The sequence below is a fragment of the Actinobacillus equuli genome, from assembly GCF_900636745.1.
In the GTDB taxonomy this organism is placed as follows: Bacteria; Pseudomonadota; Gammaproteobacteria; order Enterobacterales; family Pasteurellaceae; genus Actinobacillus; species Actinobacillus equuli.
Genome location: NZ_LR134310.1, coordinates 2,308,550 through 2,327,307, shown reverse-complemented (window position 1 = coordinate 2,327,307; position 18,758 = coordinate 2,308,550). Strand labels below are relative to the sequence as shown.

Genomic DNA, 18,758 nt, shown 5'->3' with positions numbered 1-18,758 from the left:
ACAAATAGTTATGATACAACTATTTATGCTAAATCAACACGTTCTTTTAAATCTTTTCCCGCTTTAAAATGAGGGACGTATTTCGCATCTAATTTAACACTTTCACCTGTTTTAGGATTACGACCTAGACGAGGCTGGCGATAATGTAAAGAAAAACTACCAAATCCTCTTACCTCAACTCGTTCACCCTGTTCTAAAGACAGCATAATTTGCTCTAAAAGCTCTTTTACGCCATCTTCCACAGATTTTACTTGCAATGTCGGATTAAGTGATACTAAATTGTCAATAAGTTCTGATTTAGTCATAGTTTCTCCTGATTATTTAAATTAAAGCGGATATGCTTTCACATACCCGCTTTCAATTAGAAAGACGCTAATTATTCGCCTTTAGCTGCTTGGAAAGCTGCTGCCATTGCGTTTGGCATCTCAACTTCTTGTTGTTTGTTCACTTGAGCGATTGCTGCTGATTCTTCAGCTTCATCTTTCGCACGAACAGATAAGTTAACAACGCGAGATTTACGATCAACGCCTGTGTATTTCGCTTCGATTGAATCACCAGCAGAAATTACTGTAGTGATATCTTCAACGCGATCACGAGTTGCTTCGTTAGCACGGATGAACGCTTCCACGCCACCTTCTAACTCAACTTTAACACCTTTAGCATCAACTTCTACAACTTTACCAGTCACGATAGCACCTTTTTTAGTGCTGTCTACGAAGTTTGTGAACGGATCTGATTCTAATTGTTTGATACCTAAAGAAATACGCTCTTTCACTGCATCAACTTGTAATACAACAGCTTCTACTTCGTCACCTTTTTTGTAGTTACGAACAGCTTCTTCACCTGAAACATTCCAAGAAATGTCAGATAAGTGAACTAAACCGTCGATACCACCTTCAAGACCAATGAAGATACCGAAATCAGTGATAGATTTGATTTTACCTGTCACTTTATCGTTTTTGTTGTGAGTTGCTGCGAAGTGTTCCCAAGGGTTTGCTTTACATTGTTTTAAACCTAATGAGATACGACGACGTTCTTCATCAACTTCAAGTACCATTACTTCAACTACATCACCTACGCTAACAACTTTAGATGGGTGGATGTTTTTGTTTGTCCAATCCATTTCTGAAACGTGAACTAAACCTTCAACACCGTCTAAAATTTCAACGAAACAGCCGTAGTCTGTTAAGTTAGTTACTTTACCAGTTAATTTGCTGTTTACTGGGTGGTTTTGAGCGATTGCAGCCCATGGATCTTGACCTAATTGTTTTAAGCCTAATGATACACGAGTACGGTCTTTGTCAAATTTTAATACTTTAACAGTTACTTCATCACCTACGTTAACAACTTCGCTTGGGTGTTTAACACGTTTCCAAGCCATATCAGTGATGTGTAATAAACCGTCAACGCCACCTAAATCAACGAATGCACCGTAGTCAGTTAAGTTTTTAACTGTACCTTTAACTACAGAACCTTCAACTAAGTTCGCTAATACTTCATCACGATCTTGGTTGCTTTCTGATTCGATTACAGCACGACGAGAAACAACTACGTTGTTACGTTTTTGGTCAAGTTTGATTACTTTGAATTCTAACTCTTTACCTTCTAAGTTTAAAGAATCGCGAACTGGACGAGTATCAACTAATGAACCTGGTAAGAATGCACGAACACCGTTTAATTCAACAGTGAAACCACCTTTTACTTTACCGTTAACAAAACCGATAACAGTAGCTTGTTCTTCGAATGCTTTCTCTAAAGCAATCCAAGCTTCGTTACGTTTTGCATCACCACGAGAAACTACTGTTTCACCGAAGCCATCTTCAACTGCTTTAAGAACCACGTCTACTTGGTCGCCAACTTGAACTTCAAGTTCGCCTTGAGCATTTGTGAATTCTTCAGCTGGGATTGATGATTCAGATTTAAAACCTGTATCAACGATTACATAGCCTTTTTGGATAGCTACTACAGTACCTTTAACTACAGAACCTAAACGAGCTTCTGTTGCTAGGAATTCTTCAAGTAGTTGAGCAAAATTTTCTGACATAATTTTCTTCTTAAATAAAAATGAACATCCATCCAACATCCTGTTAAACGGGGTTAGTAATAATCACCAAACACATCCTATGCTCAGCAAAATAAACATTAAATTGTTCTGAATTTCGCAATATGCTCTAATGCTTGAGCAATTACTTCTTCAATCGACAGATTTGTCGAATCTAACAATAACGCATCTTTAGCTGGAACCAACGGCGCAACAGGGCGATTTCTATCACGGAAGTCACGCTCTTTAATCTCGGCTAAAATCTCGTCAAAGTTAGCATTAAATCCCTTTTCTTGCAACTGTTTTACACGTCTTTTTGTGCGTTCTTCAGCGCTTGCATCAAGAAATAATTTCACTTGAGCTTCTGGAAATACGACTGTTCCCATATCTCGCCCATCCGCAATCAAACCGTTCGGAGAACTGAAGTCACGCTGACGTTGCAATAACGCATCTCGTACTTTTGGGAATACAGCAACTTTCGAGGCATTTTGTCCAGCTTCAGCAGTACGAATTTGGTCACCGACATTCTCACCGTCTAATATAACTTTGATCTCGCCATTTTTAGGAGTAAATTTTACATTGAGGTGACGACCGACTTCAGCAACACGTTCTTCATCATCTAATGCAACACCTGCTTTTAATGCCGCTAATGCAGTAATGCGATAAATAGCACCCGAATCTAAGAAATCGAACCCTAATTTTTCAGCTAATGCATGGCATAATGTACCTTTGCCAGCACCACTAGGGCCATCAACAGTAATAATAAAATTGCTCATGTATTGTTCCTAAATAAAGTGAGAAAAGCATTATAATTCTGGAAATTCACCAATAATAACATTAACTTCCATAACTTGACCGTTACGTAAGATCTGTACCTTTACTTGCGTTCCTGGTTTCATATTAGCAAGTAAATCCATCATTTGCGTTGGTGATTCCGCATCCACATCGCCCACTTTCAAGATACGATCTTTATCTTTAATTCCAGCCTGTGCAGCAGGACCGTTCTCCGCAACTCCTGTAATTAACACGCCTTTAGTTTTTTCCTGACTCGCCGTTGAATATAATGAACTATTTACACCAAAATAACCACGAATAACCCGACCATCTTTGATAATTTTGCTCATAATTTGCTTAGCCAAATTGATTGGAATAGCAAAATTCAAACCTTCCGCTAATTCATCACTGGTTTTTCCAAGACTTAACGTATTAATTCCTACTAGCTCTCCAGCCGAATTGATTAATGCGCCTCCAGAATTACCTCGATTAATCGAAGCATCCGTTTGGATAAAATTCTGGCGACCGCCATCTGTTAAAGCATTACGCCCTGTAGCACTGATAATACCTTGTGTAATACTCTGTCCTAAATTAAATGGGTTACCTATCGCAAATACGACATCACCAATACGAATTGGACGCTCATCATTCTGGGGAATAGTCGGCAAATTTTCCGCTTTAATTTTCAATACTGCCAAATCGGTAAGCGTATCATCGCCAACCAAGGTTGCATCTGAAATTTTACCTGTTTGTAACGCAACAATAATCTGTGCCGCATTTTGAATAACATGCTTATTCGTTAAAATATAGCCATCAGCGGTCATAATTACACCCGAGCCTAAATTTTTCACTTCAAAAGTTTCACCGTTTTGGCTTGGCGAGCGATTATACACATTTACAACGGCCGGAGAAGCTAATTTTACCGCATCATGATAACTGGCAATAGCAATATTCGATTGTCCTACCGGATTAATCTTATTATTGACTAAAGGAGCAATATAAAGAATTAAAAACGCACAAAAAAGTCCGAAACCCACTGCCTGCATTGCTTTTTTCTTCATTCACAGTCCTTTAATTTTCCTAACATAATGAATTTAGTATTATATAAGAATTTTCTTCTTTAGAACAGGTCATTCCTTACCTTTATCAGGCATAATCTTTCTATTGTACAGAGTAAACCTACTTATTATTTGCTAGTTTTGTGTACTTTTAATTGTGTATTCCTAAAAAATCGTTATAATGGCGCGCCCTTCCAAGGGGTCTGATCAGTTATGAAACCGTAATAATTTAATGCTGATCTTTTTTGGGAATACAAAAACATTCCTAGGTCTTACTTAACAATAATATAAAAATAACAAATGTATCGGAGCTGTAATGCGAACATTTATAATAACATTATTAACGATTGGCTGTGCGGCAATTAGCTATGTGGCAGAAGGATGGAATTCCATTATTTTCGGCTGGGCTGCATTTACTTTAGGTTTATTGAGCATTTTATTTGCGCTTACTCGCAAAGGTGAGAAATTAGTTGAGGAAGTGGAAGATAATCAACCGATTTAGAAAATTGCGATATACCTATATACAAAAATAGCCTGTAATAAGCAGGCTATTTTTTTTAAGACATAAAAAAAACCTAATCTTTCGATTAGGTTCTTATATTTGGTGCTCTGGGCGAGACTCGAACTCGCACATCCTATGGACACTACCCCCTCAAGATAGCGTGTCTACCAATTCCACCACCAGAGCTTTAATTCTGTTCCCAAAACTATTGAGGAATATCGTTATTTTGGGTTTCTACTTTTGCAGGCTGCTCTACTTTTTGTTGAACACCGCTTAAATCTTCGAATTGACTTTTTGGCGCTACTTGGTGTGAATTTAAATTACCAATAAGTAAGCTAATGCCAAAAAAGATAACTGCTAAAATCGCTGTTGTTCTTGATAAGAAATTTGCTGAACCTGCTGAACCGAAAACAGTTCCGGCAGCGCCCGCTCCAAAAGAAGCACCGGCATCAGCACCTTTACCTTGCTGCATTAAAATAAATCCAATTAATGCAATTGCAACAACGAGATAAATAATTGTTAGTACGTTTAACATTTAAACTCTCTATTTTTTTCCGCGATAAATTTCAGATTTTAAAATTAAAATCAACTTGCGATGGCGTGCATAATATAGATTTAGCTGGTCTCTTGCAAGCGATTTTTTTATTTCTATTATACATTTGCCTTATTTTTCAGCAGCTTGTGAATTTTTCTTAAAATTTGACCGCTTGCGATAAGAAGAAGGCGGTTGAATTCGACTTAAATTTTGCAATTTCTGTCTTTCCGTTCGCAGCAATTCCGGTAGTTTGCTTGTTAACGCAGTCATAAATTGCTGATAACTCGCTTGCTTTTTACTGATATCGGTCAATTGCATTTCCCAATGTGCAGTCATATCCGGCTGAGTCGCTTCATCCGGCAATGCACTAATTAAAATTCGCCCGGCTTCCGTGCTATGGATATTACGTCCTTTTTTAACTAAAAATCCTCGTTTGAATAGCAATTCTATAATACCGGCACGAGTTGCTTCTGTCCCTAAACCGTCCGTTTCACGCAATACCTTTTTAAGCTGTTTATCTTGTACAAAACGCGCGATACCGGTCATTGCGGATAATAAACTTGCATCTGTAAAATGACGAGGAGGCTGGGTTTTCTTACTGACAATTTCACCTTTTTCACAGTGTAATTGCTGCCCTTTTTTCACAACCGGTAACAATGGTTCTAACACTTCATCACTATCTTCTTTGCCTAATAATGCTTTCCAACCGGCAACAATCAAGTTTCGAGCTTGCGCATTAAAAACGCCACCGGCGATATCTAATACGATTTTACCTTTGCGATATTCCGCATCCGGACAAAATTGCATTAAGTATTGGCGAGCAATCAGTTGATAAATACGCTTTTCGTTTTCAGTTAGTTGTACCGAGCCTTGGCGAGCAGTTGGAATAATTGCATGGTGCGCTTCCACCTTTTTATCATTCCAACAGCGATTACGAATTTCCGGATTAACCACCTCAGGCTTTTCTTTATATTCATCTAGGTGATGAGCGATTGCCGCCATCACTTTAAAACGATCAGCATAATGCTCATTCGGTAAATAACGGTTATCCGAACGGGGATAAGTAATTAACTTATGCGTTTCGTATAGCTTCTGACAAATATCCAACACTGCCTGAGCCGATAAACCGTAACGACGTGCCGCATCAATTTGTAACACCGATAATGAATAAGGTAGCGGTGCGGTTTCCGTTTCAATTTTATCTTGATAGTCCGTTACTAATGCAGCTTGGTTAGTAATGCGTTTAACTACGTTTTCCGCCAAACTTCTGGATAGCACTCGACCGTCTTCATCTTGATAATCTTCGCACGCTTTACTCGGTTGCCATTGTGCGGTAAAGCGTTCTTGAGTTTCCGGTACCACAATATGTGCTAATACTTCAAAATAATCTTTCGGCACAAAGTTTTCTATTTCAAGATCTCGGCGCACAATTAAACCTAACACCGGGGTTTGAACACGCCCAACCGACAATACACCTTGATACCCCGCCCAACGTCCTTGTAAGGTATAAGCACGCGTCATATTAATGCCATATAACCAATCAGCCCTTGCTCGTGCCAAGGCTGAGGTTGCAAGCGGTATAAAATCACGATTATTTTGCAATTTATCAATCGCTTTTTTTACCGCACTCGGATTGAGATCGCTAACCAAGCAACGTTGAATCTGATTACGTTTTTCTGGCGCAACATTCAAGTAGCTAAACACTTCATCAACGAGCAGCTGCCCTTCTCTATCCGGGTCGCCGGCGTTTACCAATACATCTGCTTTTTTTACCAATTTTTCGACCGCTTGTAGCTGCTTCAATGTTTCTTTTTTCGGCACTAATTTCCATTGTTGCGGAATAATCGGCAAATGTTCCATACGCCACATTTTAAAACGCTCATCGTAAGCATCCGGCTCAGCCTGTTCTAATAAATGGCCGATACACCAAGTCACCACATCATGTTCACCACATTGAATATAACCGTCTCCACGGGTATGCGGCTTAGGCAAGACGTCTGCGATTGCCCTTGCTAAACTTGGTTTTTCCGCTAAAAATACTCTCAAAGTTCTTTTCTCTAACATCATTCTGCTTTTATTAGGCAAAATTGTCTGATTTTTCTTTTTAAAAAGCAATAGGTTGGACAAGATCCGTATTTACTTCCCATCTCTTAAATTGTCATCAAACTGTCATATTTCCCCAGTAAACTTCGTGCCGAATTATATAGCAACCTTAAGGAGTTTTTATGAAGCTATCAAAAATCGCTTTTGTCTTTATTGCAGCAAGTACTTTTCATCAAAGTGCTATTGCACAGGCAGAACAAGTATCACCTAAGTCTGCAAAGAATGTGATTTTATTGATCAGTGACGGTGCCGGAATTAATACTTGGAAAGCAGCAAGCTATTTCCGCCACGGTGCATTAGGTAAAGAAGTTTATGATAAATTTGATGTGAAATTATTTGCTTCAACTTACCCGCTAAACACCTCCACCAAACCAACCCATTCACTTAAAAACTCAGTTAAATTCGATCCGAAAAGTCTTTGGAAAAAAGATAAATCCGCTTATCAGCACAAAGGCAATCTCACTAACTACACCAGCTATTTCAGTGGATATGAATATGCTCAAACCGATTTTACCGACAGTGCTGCGGCAGCTACTGCGCTCGCAAGCGGACAAAAAACCTATAACAATGCGATTAACTGGTCGAATAACGATACGCGTATCAAAAATATTGGTGAATACGTAGTGGAATCTGGTCGTTCTCTCGGGGTAATCAGCTCGGTACAATGGAGTCACGCGACGCCGGCAGGATTCTTATCGCATAATGTAAACCGCAATAATTACGCTGAGATCGCTCAAGAAGCGGTTAAATCTGGACGAGCATCCGTCATTATGGGAGCTGGTCATCCTTATTTCGACCAAAATGGTAAAGCTATTCAACCTAAATCTGAAAAAGACTTCCGTTTTGTCGGCGGTAAGGAGACTTGGGAAAATTTAGTAGCAGGCAAAACTGATTACAAATTAATTGACAGTAAAGCCGATTTTGCTGCACTTGCTGAAGGTAAATTAGATTTTAACGGCAAACAAAAAATTCTCGGTACCGCACCGAATAATGCCACATTACAATTTAATCGAGACGGGGTAACAGCGGGGAATTTACTTGAAAATCAGCCGGACTTAGCCACGATGACTCTTGGTGCATTAAATGTCGTGAGTAAAAATGATAAAGGCTTCTTCTTAATGGTTGAAGGTGGTGCAGTGGATTGGGCGGCACACGCTAATAATCTGCCTCGCTTAGTCGAAGAACAAATCAGTTTTAACTTTGCTGTTGAAGCTGCGGTAAATTGGGTTGAAAAAAATAGTTCTTGGGACGAAACATTACTGATAGTCACCACCGACCATGGTAACGGATTCTTACAAGGTCCTGATTCAAATGATAAATTCTATTCTGAAATCATTAACCAAGGTGCTGGTGCACTACCGCTCGTACGTTGGTATTCAGATAATCACACGAGAGAATTGGTACCGGTATTCGCTAAAGGGTTTGGTGCAAAACACTTCCTTGACATTGCAAAACCGGAAGCCGGTTTAGGTACTTACTATAAAGCTGCGCCGGAAAGCCAATACTTTGTTGATAACACCGATATTTTCCGTACCATGCTCAAAGCATTTGCGATTAAAGCGGAATAATCGTTAAAAGCGATAGCTAGAAAAAACGCACCTTAGCATTTTAAGGTGCGTTTTTTTATTAATTAAGTCCTTGCGATGAAAGAATCATCTGACATTGAACCGGAGGTGTCGGTAACACTTTCGATTTGGATGCGGCCGTATCTGTCGGTGCAGGTTCAAACCATGAATAAAGCTCCGCGCCACAACCATCGCCTGCCAGAATCGGGGCTTGGTTTTCACAATTCGGCGCATTTTGCGGACAACTTAACCGCACGTGCATATGCGAATCGTGGCCGTACCAAGGACGCACTTTACGTAACCAGCTTCTATCTGAACCGGCGGTATTACATAATTTCACTTTAATCGCCGGGTTAACAAAGATTCTATCCACACGAATATCTTGCGCCGCTAATTTCACCATCGTTGCATGCTGTGATGTCCATACTCTTTCATCAACTACTTGCGCATCACGATTTACCATTAATGTCGCTAAACCTGCCGGATTCTTCGCTGTTTCTGCATCCATTGGACCGAATCTAAACCAAATATCCGCATCTAAGCCGGTTTGATGACTTGCATGACCGGAAGAAAAACGTCCGCCCGCTGGCATTCCCATATCGCCGATTAAGATCGGAGGTAAACCTGCGTTCTTCGTATTTTTAGCTAAACGTTGTAAAAATGATAGTAGGTCAGGATGTCCGTAAAAACGGTTACGTGCCGAGCGAATGACTTGATAGCCTTCGCCTTTTAATGCTAACGGCTGCGCACCGATAATACACCCATTGCTATAACCACCAATCGCTTGAGGCTGTCCGGCAACCGGTGTACGAATTTGCTCCCAAAGAGTCGCCTGAGTTGAGGCAGCTAAACTAAGGAGCCCCGATAACAAAACAGTTTTAAATTTTTTCATAAATGCTTTCTACAAAGAGTATTTTTCTAAAAATTGTCTTTTAACAAATAAAGTACAAGCGGTCATTTTTGCAAAAAATCTTGCAAATCAGACCGCTTGTTTTAATTATAACCGACTTAACGGCATTGTGCCTTAAATCTAAGTAAATGATCCAATAAAATAATCGCTGTCATCGCCTCGGCAATCGGCACTGCACGAATACCAACGCAAGGATCATGGCGTCCTTTGGTAACCAGTTCGACTTGTTCATTATTTAAATTCACTGAACGTCCCGGCACCATAATGCTGGAAGTCGGTTTTAATGCAATATGAGCAATAATCGGTTGACCGGAGCTGATCCCGCCTAAAATGCCGCCGGCATGATTTGAGACAAAACCTTGCGGTGTCATTTCATCTCGATGCTCGCTACCGCGTTGCTCAACAACTGCAAAACCGTCACCAATTTCAACCGCTTTTACTGCATTAATTGACATGAGTGCGTGAGCCAGATCCGCATCTAAGCGGTCAAATACCGGTTCACCCAATCCGACCGGTACATTCTCAGCAACCACAGTCAATTTTGCACCGATAGAATCGCCGTCTTTTTTCAATTCACGAATCAACTCGTCAAAGCCTTCCACGGCAACCGGATCCGGACAGAAAAACGGATTACTTGCCACTTGTTGCCAGTCGATTTTACTGACATCCGCCACTGCTTCAGGATTGATTTTCACGTTACCGATTTGTGATAAATAACCTCGCACTTCAATGCCGAATTGCTCTCGTAAATATTTTTTTGCAATCGCACCGGCTGCAACACGCATTGCCGTTTCACGCGCTGAAGAACGTCCACCGCCACGATAATCACGAATGCCGTATTTTTGCTGATAGGTATAATCCGCATGACCTGGACGGAATTTATCCGCAATATCACCGTAATCTTTCGAGCGTTGATCACCATTTTTAATGATTAAACCGATACTGGTGCCTGTTGTCTTGCCTTCAAATACGCCGGATAGAATTTGTACTTCATCATCTTCTCTGCGAGGTGTGGTATAGCGTGACGTACCCGGTTTACGACGATCTAAATCAGGCTGAATATCTGCCTCCGACAGTTCCATATTGGGCGGAACGCCATCCACGATACAACCTAATGCAATACCGTGTGATTCGCCGAATGTGGTTACTTTAAATAATTGTCCAATGCTGTTGCCTGCCATAATGCTTCCTTCTTATTTTGCTAAATTTTCACTAAATTTGACCGCTTGTTGTTCTTCTATTGCCGTATGCATATTGACATCCAACTGTTTGAAAGCGAATCGCATGTGATGTTGTTTTAATAATTCGGTAATCCGATAATGTAAGAAAGTTAAGGTTTCCGAGCGGTCACCTAATTCTCCGACAAACACTTCGATTTCATGCTCTAACGCATTATCGTGAAAACGTAGAATATTGATTGCCGGTTTGGGTTCAGCCACTACTTTAGGGGCTTCCGCAATTGCTTGCAAGATTAATTCCCTTGCTTTTTGCAGATTGTCGTCTAAGTGTACATTCAAAAAGAATTGTAAACGGGTAATCGTATTATTTAATGTCCAGTTAATAAAACGATCGGTCACAAATGCCTGATTCGGCAATACTACTTCCATATTATCCGAATTCAGCAATGTGGTTGAACGAAGTCGGATCTTGGTAATAAATCCCGTATGCTGCCCCACAGTCACTTTATCACCGACACGAATCGGACGTTCAAATAATAAAATCGAACCCGATACCACACTACCGAAAATTTCTCGTACCCCGAAACCAAGCCCCACGGATAACGCTGTGAAAATCCATTGAATTTTCGTCCAAGAAATACCTAACGCTGAGAATGCCGATACCCCACCGATGACCACAATCGTATAGATAAAGACGGTAGTAATTGTTTGTGGTGTACCTTTAGATAATTTGATCCGTGAGAATAGAATCACCTCTAAAATACCGGCAATATTTTTAACCAACGCATAAGTCACTACAACATACAAGAAAGCACGCATGAGGTTTAATAAAGTGATCGCCTCAACTTTATCTCCGTCATTACTTTCAAATAAGATCACACCGTCTAAATAATAAGCAATACTGATTAAGTCCGACCAAACCACATAAAGTAAACCAAATAGCACTACCCAACCAATGAGATCGGTAATACGGAAAATTTGTTGGTTAACCACCGAAAGTTTTATCGACTCTTCTTCTTTTATTTCATCCTTATTCGACGGTTCCGCCGCTTGTTCTCGGATCTTTTGACGTTTTTCCTGCAAACGACGATAAGCCAAGCGACGTGCCGAAATAGTTACCGCACGATAAGCAAAATAACGCCCGAATACCCAAATCAGAATCACAAAGTAGCTATTCAGTAAATGCGTAATCAGATAAATCGCCGTATAGTAATAACCGAATACAATCAACACAATTAATGAGATCGGTACAACAATCAATACCAAGCGCAATAGCTTAAATAAGCTCACATTGCGAATTGTACCGTCTTCGGTTTTTGCATTCTGGTATTCGGTAATCCCTCTATCCAATAATGGACGCACGACAAACAGACATAGTGCAAGAGCAACAATAGACATTACCTGCCCAATCACATCGTTTGGATAGCCGATCATCTCAATTTGAGACGGAATCGAAGAGATCAATAATAAGCCGATAATCCAAATAGACTGTTTGATGATGCGTTGGAAAATACGATTACTTTCTTGCGGCATACCGAAATGGCGATAAGCCAGTCCATTCGGGCGTAATAGCGATAAAGCCGTTGCAAAGAACCACCAATATAAAGTTAAACGCACGCCCCAACGCCATGCGGAAATCGGATCATCAAAGAATAAAAAGGCGATAAGGTTATAAGCAGTAAAAAACATTAAGGTACTTGGTAGCGCAAGCAACAATGTCCAAAACATTGCTTCCGGTGTGTACCAATGACTATCATTTTTTAATGTATTAACTTGGCTCGCAATCTTAGACAAGCGGTCTTTTATCGCTTTCTTTTTCCAATTCAGCAAAAGTGAAATCAATAAAAAGAAACCGGTAAATAATGCCGTAGGTAACAGATTCTTACTGACGTTACTGAAGCTCATGTACTTCGTTAATTCCGCTATTTCAGAAAATGCCAATTTCGGAAAAGCCTTAATCCAATCCAGTCCCATCGGATTATTACTGTTTACCCAGAAACTTTGTTGTTGCAATTTACGTTGCAGCGTACTGCTAATCGCATCAATTTGTTTTTGGTTATTTTCAATATTGATGGAAACATTTAGCTGGCTATTTAACGATTTAATAATATCATCAAGCAATTTTTGGCGTTCTTTCAGTAGTTTAGTCAACGCCAAGTTTTCTTCATAAGTCAGCGGTTCTTCAAGCGCTAACGTAATATTTCGTACATACTCATCAAGATTATATAGTTGATCTCGCTGCTGCGAATATTCAAAAATATGCACGCGCACGTTCGCAATTGAGGTAGCTAAGTCATTATTCAATTTCGCAGTCGGCAATGCTTGCATTTGCTGATTAATCACCTTAGAAAGCACTAACGTACCTTGTAATGCACTAATCTGCTCTTCAATATTACGTTGCGCTTGTGCCAACCCTTCCAACACATTTTTTGTGCGCAAATCATCTTGCGATAATGCATTTAACGCTTGTGTCTGTCTAACCCAGAATTGGCTTAATTCTCGGTTATGCTCTAATTCGTCTTGAATTAAGAAATTTTGAATACCACTCGTCACCTGCTGACTTTCAACTTGTAACGCTTTTTGTTCTGACTCTTTTAAACGTTTAGCATTTAGCACATCTTGCAAAACAGCCAATTGCTTCTGTAAAAGCTGCTGCTGTGCTGTAGCCTCACTTCTTTTTTCTTCGTCTAATTCAATTAGTTTTTCTGCATTAGTCGTGAGTAACGCATTAAATTTATTATTTGCATCAATATAATCAAGTTCGGCATTCCATCTGTCCATCATGGACTTATTTGCTTGATGAGTATTTTTTAAACGCGTGATTTCCTGCACTCTCACTACATTTTCTTCGGTGGCCTTTTGATTATTCAGCAAAAGATTACGCCCATTGGATATACGACTATCCAAATCACTCAAAGTGACCTGAACCGCTTGTAGTTGTGCTTGAATTTCCGCCTGTTTTTGGCTTAATTTATCTAAAGATAAACCGCTGAACTCACTATTTTTTAATGAGTCCACAGCATCTTTATAATCCTTAATGCGAGTTTCAATTTCCAACAATTCCTGGGGAAGTTTTTGGATTTGTTTTTCTAAAGCAGCCAAATCATTTTTTTGCTTTTTAGTCTGCTCAATAAACTGTAATGTCGCACTTAGCGTTTGCGAATCTACCGAACTCACATTCGAATCAATCGTACCGGTTTGCAACGCACTAATTTGATTACGTACGCTCGCTTCAACCGCCTGTTGCTGCGTTTCCGCCCAAAGTAAAGGCGAAAACAGAGTCCCAAGTAATATCAACTGCCATGCTTTCTTAGATATCATAAGTAAGCTTTATACCTCTAATTCTTATCGTTAAATTTTTCCGTTGCCCATTTCACTTCTTCATTGGTTGCTTGATTTTTAATAAAGATATCCAATTGATTAAAGGCAATCTCAATATTATGTTCGGCAAATAATTGATTAATGCGTCTGTTTAATTCATCAATCGTACGAGTTCTATCTAGAATTTGTCCGACATGCACACGTAACTCATGATCTAATGTACTTGCTCCGAAGGTTAAAAAATACGCTACCGGCGCAGGATCTTTCAACACGCTGCTGTTTTCCTCCGCTGCCTGTAATAGCAAACGTTTAACTAATTCGAGATCCGAACCATACGCAACCCCAACTCGAATCACTAAACGAGTCATAGAGGTAGTCAACGCCCAGTTAACAATGCGCTCGGTAATAAACGCCTTATTCGGTACAATGACTTCTTTTTTATCATTATCAATTAACGTTGTCGCCCGAATGCGGATTTTAGAAACTGTGCCGTTAAACGTGCCGATAGTAATCATATCGCCGATACGCACCGGACGTTCAAATAGAATAATGATACCCGACACAAAATTTGCAAAGATTTCTTGCATACCGAAGCCTAAACCAACCGATAATGCGGTAAATAACCATTGTAATTTAGACCAAGACATACCTAGCGTTGCAAAAGCAAAAGTTGCGCCAAGTACGATTAATAAATAGGTTAATAATGTCGTTACCGTATAAGGCGTACCTTGCGAAAGTTTTAGATTAGAAAACACTAACGCTTCTAATAAACCGCTTAAGTTACGAATTAAAACGTAAGTCACAAACAAGATGCCGAATGCCACTAACAGATTAAGTAAGGTAATGGATTCCATTACCACACCTTTAGCAGTGTCTGTCGCTTGCTGCCAAAGCGTTACACCGTTTAGATAATAGGCTACGGTAACTAAATCCGACCATACCCAATACAATAGCCCGAATAATGCCGCCCACAATAAAAGATCGGTTACCTTTAACATTTGATCTTTAATTTCGCTCACAGCTAACGTGTCGTCATGTAATTCAAATGGAATATCGTCTTCCGATTGGGCGACTTGTTGTTCCGTATTCGTCACTTTAGCTAACGCTTGTTCTCGTTTTTCTTGCAAGCGACGAAAAGCTAAACGACGTGACGCAACATTAAACGTACGATAGAACACATTACGTAAAATAATCCAAGTAACTACCGCAAAATAAGTAGAAACTAAATGTTCTATAATGATTAAAGAAGTATAGTAATAACCTAAACCGATTAAGACGACTAAAGCGATAGGTGCTAAAAATAGCACTGCACGAGCAATATTTAATAATAGGTTACGAGAACTTTCTCCATCAGCGGCAACATTTTGATAAATTGAAATCGCTTGTCTAAATCCGGGTGCAACAATAAAAATAATGCTGATTAACACAATAATGGTAAAAACTTGCCCGAGCACATCATAGGCAATACCCATTTCATTGATATTACTAAATACCGCCGTATTCAACATTAGACCAATTACCCATACCGAGCGTTTTAAAATATCACGGAAAACCGCATTACTTTTTTGCGGCATATTGAAATGACGATAACCAATCCCATTCGGGCGCAACATTGCCACCATAAACGCAAAATAGAGCCAATACCCGGACATTTTTAAACCCCAAGGCCATACTTCTGTAGGATCTTGGAAACAAATGTAGGTCACCAAAATAAATACCATTAGGAAGATAAAGGTACTCGGTAAACAAAGAATCAAGGTCCAAAAAATAGCGAGAGGCGTATTCCACTGGCTATCTGTTGCGACCGTTTTCATACTGTAATTAATTTTGCCCAAACGCTGCTTAATCTGCTCTTTACGGCGAGAAATAAGACATACGCCTAACGCAAGTAAAATCTCGAAAATACTTGCGGGAATAATATTATCTTTCCAATTGGAGAAATCGAATTTTTTAACCAGATCGTTTAACTGGAAACTCGCTACCGCTAAAAAATTCTTAAACCAATCCAAATCAATCGGGCTATTACTTTTTACCCAAAAACTTTGTTGCTCTAATTTCTTTTGTAGCGTATCACTAATCGTTTGAACTTGTTGCTGATTTAGTTCGATATTGATCGATAAATTAAGCTGATTATTCAACGACTTAATCATTTCAGCTAAGATTTTTGAGCGTTCCGCTAAGATATTTTTGAGTTGTTCTTTCTCTTTGGCGGTCAGTTCGGTTTTTTCATCTTTCTCTAATTTCGTAATATAGACGTTCGGATCAGAGATACTGTCTTTAAATTCGGTAAGATCAAAAACACGTACCCTTAAATCGGCAATTTGCTTAGATAAACCTTTCACCATCTGATCTTGGGGTAAAGACTGTCTTTGTTTATTGATAATACGAGAAAGCACCAACGTCCCTTGCAAAGAGCTGATTTGTTCTTCAATATTACGCTGCGTTTGTTGTAAGTTATCAAGCACCCCTTTAATCCGCAGATTATCCTGTGATAGTTGGGTGAGCTCTGTGGTTTGTCTCAGTAATTCTTCACTAATACGCGTATTAAGATCTAATTGCTTAATGATAAGTGGATTTGTATTTGAGGTAGTGCCTTCTTGCTGTGATTGTGCCGCCTGTTCGACCTTATTTTTAGATTCTTCAACTAACTTGGTATTAATCGCATTTTGAAGTTGGCTTAGCTCGTTCTGTACATTTTGTTGTGCTAATTTTTTCTCTTCCAACTGACTATTGTAGAGTGCTGTCAACTCATCACTACCACGTAACAACAATTGATTATAGGCATTCTGTAGTTCAAGTAATGCCAATTCCGTTTCTAGTTTGGTTCTCTCCACTTGTGAGGTATTTACATTACCTAGCAAAGTACTGATTTCTTGCTTACGTGTTGCATTAGCCGTTAATGCCGCTTGTGCTTTCGTTGGCGCAGAGTTTTGCGCCACCAATTTACCGTTAATGGTGGTTAAATCTTGTTGTACCGTCTGGCTACTTAATTGAGCGGCAGCAAGACGCTTCTGTAACTCATCAACCGAATATTTAGCCAATGCGTCTTGGGTTACTTGAGGAATATGCTGTAATTTAGCGATATCCGCTTTACTGCTTTGTAATGCAATCTGCGCACCTTTAATTTCTTTTTCTAACGCGCTATTGTCACTTTTTTGTTGTGCGATTTGTGTTAAAAACGCTTGTGTATCTTCCAAACTTTGAATTAAAGACTTATTAACTTCATTCTGTTCAAGTTTTTTCGTTTCTTCGATTTGCGCTTGGAGATCTTTTTCCGTCGGTAACTCCGCTGCCCAAAGCGTATGACTACTAAGCACCAAGGTCAGGCTAAATAAGAAAGGGTTAAACAGACGTTTGATCATGATATTTTCCTAATAATTGCGTTAATGCGTTTTTTAATTGTACACGTGAGATTTTTATACTGCTCTGCTGCGGGGGCTGAACATATTCAAGCGGATAATAACCGATAGGTTGTTTAAATTTTTCGAGCTTATCGCCAAGCCAAGCGGTCAAATTTTCACAGTTTTTTGCAAAATTAGGTGAAATAAATTGCACCACTGCGACAGGTCTTTGACCGAATTCTACATCTTCGACAGGTAAAACAAAGATTTGACTCACTAAACCTGATTGATAGATAACTTTTTCAACATCTTCCGGCTGAATATTTTCACCACCGGAAATAAACATATTATCCAATCGACCTTTCACCACCAGTTTACCTGTTGAGTTCCACTCACCGCGATCTTTGGTTGGTAACCATCCTTCGTCATTTACAAGCGGTCGAATTTCACCATTTTTTTGCAAATAACCGAGCGCTAAACCGCTACCTTGAACCCAAATTTCATCGTTCACTAATTTGACTTTCCGTCCTTTAAGCGGATAACCGACATTATCCAATTCATTTTCAACCGCACAAATAGTTGATGCCATTTCCGTCATTCCATAACCTGAATAACACGTAATACCTACCTGCTGCGCTTGCGCCACTAACGTTTTGGGAATCGCAGTGCCACCTAATAAGAATTTCTTTGTCTCGGTAATTTTTTTCGTTTTAGTCTGTAGATAACGCTGCAACTGAGTAGGAACCAATGAAGCGTGCGAAACACGATCCAAACAAGCAAAAAATTGATCTTTCTGTTCATTCACCACTAACGTGGCACCTTGCACTAACCATCTCCAGACAATCCCTTGACCGGACACATGAAACAACGGCAAACTTAGTAACCAAGAATCGGTTTGGCAAAATTGCATTAATTCACACACACCTTCAGCATTTTCTAAATGGTTTTGGGCGGAATGCACCACCGCTTTCGGCATACCGGATGAACCGGAGGTCAAAGTAAGGGTCGCCGGACGATGACTATCCCAATTTGAATTTAGGTAAGCGGTCTGATTTTGCTGAAAATTTGCAAAATCTTGATCGGTAATCAAAATATCAATTTGATATGTGCTTAGAATAGTTTGACGCTGGCTTTCACTTAATGCCGGATTTAGCATCAAAATACGTGCGCCAATCGTCATTACGGAGCAATAACAAAGCAAACCGATTAATCGATGAGTGCCTGAATAAGCAATAACTTGGTCGGTTCTCACGCCTTTAGTGATGAGTAAATTTGCCGTTTGTGAAACTAAGTGATGAAACTCCGCCCAATTAAGTGAGGAGGAAAGAAAGGGAAAATAATCGGTATTTCCCTTTTCCCACACAATAGCTTGCCTCTGCGCAGCATTCACTGCCCAATAAGCGGTCGGGAAAAAGGAAAAATTTACCATA

Annotated in this window: 13 protein-coding genes and 1 tRNA gene; 2 read left to right on the top strand and 12 right to left on the bottom strand. The window is 39.7% G+C overall.

Going from position 1 to position 18,758, the window contains the following annotated elements:
- Nucleotides 1-23: 23 nt before the first annotated feature.
- The 4 genes from EL121_RS10955 to degS form a co-directional block, all read right to left on the bottom strand.
- Nucleotides 24-305, bottom strand: a complete 282-nt coding sequence (locus EL121_RS10955; protein WP_005622991.1) for an integration host factor subunit beta — start codon at nt 303-305, stop codon at nt 24-26.
- Nucleotides 306-376: 71 nt separating this feature from the next.
- Nucleotides 377-2,044 (bottom strand): 30S ribosomal protein S1, encoded by a 1,668-nt coding sequence (gene rpsA, locus EL121_RS10950; RefSeq protein ID WP_014991417.1) that lies wholly within the window; start codon nt 2,042-2,044, stop codon nt 377-379.
- A gap of 98 nt (nt 2,045-2,142) precedes the next feature.
- Nucleotides 2,143-2,817, bottom strand: coding sequence for a (d)CMP kinase (gene cmk / locus EL121_RS10945; RefSeq protein WP_039196713.1), 675 nt, complete (start codon nt 2,815-2,817; stop codon nt 2,143-2,145).
- 30 nt (nt 2,818-2,847) lie between these two features.
- Entirely contained in the window at nt 2,848-3,876 is a 1,029-nt protein-coding gene (gene degS / locus EL121_RS10940; protein WP_039196711.1) for an outer membrane-stress sensor serine endopeptidase DegS, read from the bottom strand.
- 313 nt (nt 3,877-4,189) lie between these two features.
- Here degS and EL121_RS10935 point away from each other — a divergent pair, with 313 nt between their 5' ends.
- Complete coding sequence (locus EL121_RS10935) at nt 4,190-4,375, top strand: hypothetical protein (RefSeq protein WP_039196709.1); 186 nt, start codon at nt 4,190-4,192, stop codon at nt 4,373-4,375.
- Nucleotides 4,376-4,475: 100 nt separating this feature from the next.
- Here EL121_RS10935 and EL121_RS10930 read toward each other — a convergent pair.
- The 3 genes from EL121_RS10930 to EL121_RS10920 form a co-directional block, all read right to left on the bottom strand.
- Nucleotides 4,476-4,561: transfer RNA gene (locus tag EL121_RS10930), tRNA-Leu, on the bottom strand.
- Nucleotides 4,562-4,580: 19 nt separating this feature from the next.
- Nucleotides 4,581-4,910: a preprotein translocase subunit SecG gene (gene secG / locus EL121_RS10925; protein ID WP_014991413.1), complete on the bottom strand. Its 330-nt coding sequence runs from the start codon at nt 4,908-4,910 to the stop codon at nt 4,581-4,583.
- 129 nt (nt 4,911-5,039) lie between these two features.
- On the bottom strand, nt 5,040-6,956 hold the full coding sequence (locus EL121_RS10920) for a DNA topoisomerase III (protein WP_039198970.1): 1,917 nt from the start codon (nt 6,954-6,956) through the stop codon (nt 5,040-5,042).
- 179 nt (nt 6,957-7,135) lie between these two features.
- Between EL121_RS10920 and EL121_RS10915 the strand changes: the two genes are divergently transcribed.
- Nucleotides 7,136-8,581 (top strand): alkaline phosphatase, encoded by a 1,446-nt coding sequence (locus EL121_RS10915; protein ID WP_039196708.1) that lies wholly within the window; start codon nt 7,136-7,138, stop codon nt 8,579-8,581.
- Nucleotides 8,582-8,639: 58 nt separating this feature from the next.
- On the opposite strand, the gene mepA is transcribed toward EL121_RS10915, so the two are convergent.
- From mepA to menE, 5 genes are all read right to left on the bottom strand, one after another.
- Complete coding sequence (mepA, locus tag EL121_RS10910) at nt 8,640-9,470, bottom strand: penicillin-insensitive murein endopeptidase (protein WP_039196707.1); 831 nt, start codon at nt 9,468-9,470, stop codon at nt 8,640-8,642.
- A 116-nt stretch (nt 9,471-9,586) separates the two neighbouring features.
- Entirely contained in the window at nt 9,587-10,669 is a 1,083-nt protein-coding gene (gene aroC / locus EL121_RS10905; RefSeq protein WP_039196706.1) for a chorismate synthase, read from the bottom strand.
- A gap of 12 nt (nt 10,670-10,681) precedes the next feature.
- Nucleotides 10,682-13,987, bottom strand: a complete 3,306-nt coding sequence (mscK, locus tag EL121_RS10900) for a mechanosensitive channel MscK (RefSeq protein ID WP_039196705.1) — start codon at nt 13,985-13,987, stop codon at nt 10,682-10,684.
- A gap of 17 nt (nt 13,988-14,004) precedes the next feature.
- A complete protein-coding gene (gene mscK, locus EL121_RS10895) occupies nt 14,005-17,349 on the bottom strand; it encodes a mechanosensitive channel MscK (protein WP_039196704.1) in 3,345 nt (1,114 codons plus the stop codon).
- Nucleotides 17,330-18,757: an o-succinylbenzoate--CoA ligase gene (menE, locus tag EL121_RS10890; RefSeq protein WP_039196703.1), complete on the bottom strand. Its 1,428-nt coding sequence runs from the start codon at nt 18,755-18,757 to the stop codon at nt 17,330-17,332. The genes mscK (EL121_RS10895) and menE overlap by 20 nt, the downstream gene beginning before the upstream one ends.
- Nucleotide 18,758: the final 1 nt, after the last annotated feature.

Coding starts and splice junctions, on each gene's coding strand:
- EL121_RS10955 (WP_005622991.1), bottom strand. CDS start 305: ATGACTAAATCAGAACTTATTGACAATTTAGTATCACTTAATCCGACA.
- rpsA (WP_014991417.1), bottom strand. CDS start 2,044: ATGTCAGAAAATTTTGCTCAACTACTTGAAGAATTCCTAGCAACAGAA.
- cmk (WP_039196713.1), bottom strand. CDS start 2,817: ATGAGCAATTTTATTATTACTGTTGATGGCCCTAGTGGTGCTGGCAAA.
- degS (WP_039196711.1), bottom strand. CDS start 3,876: ATGAAGAAAAAAGCAATGCAGGCAGTGGGTTTCGGACTTTTTTGTGCG.
- EL121_RS10935 (WP_039196709.1), top strand. CDS start 4,190: ATGCGAACATTTATAATAACATTATTAACGATTGGCTGTGCGGCAATT.
- secG (WP_014991413.1), bottom strand. CDS start 4,910: ATGTTAAACGTACTAACAATTATTTATCTCGTTGTTGCAATTGCATTA.
- EL121_RS10915 (WP_039196708.1), top strand. CDS start 7,136: ATGAAGCTATCAAAAATCGCTTTTGTCTTTATTGCAGCAAGTACTTTT.
- mepA (WP_039196707.1), bottom strand. CDS start 9,470: ATGAAAAAATTTAAAACTGTTTTGTTATCGGGGCTCCTTAGTTTAGCT.
- aroC (WP_039196706.1), bottom strand. CDS start 10,669: ATGGCAGGCAACAGCATTGGACAATTATTTAAAGTAACCACATTCGGC.
- mscK (WP_039196705.1), bottom strand. CDS start 13,987: ATGATATCTAAGAAAGCATGGCAGTTGATATTACTTGGGACTCTGTTT.
- mscK (WP_039196704.1), bottom strand. CDS start 17,349: ATGATCAAACGTCTGTTTAACCCTTTCTTATTTAGCCTGACCTTGGTG.
- menE (WP_039196703.1), bottom strand. CDS start 18,757: ATGGTAAATTTTTCCTTTTTCCCGACCGCTTATTGGGCAGTGAATGCT.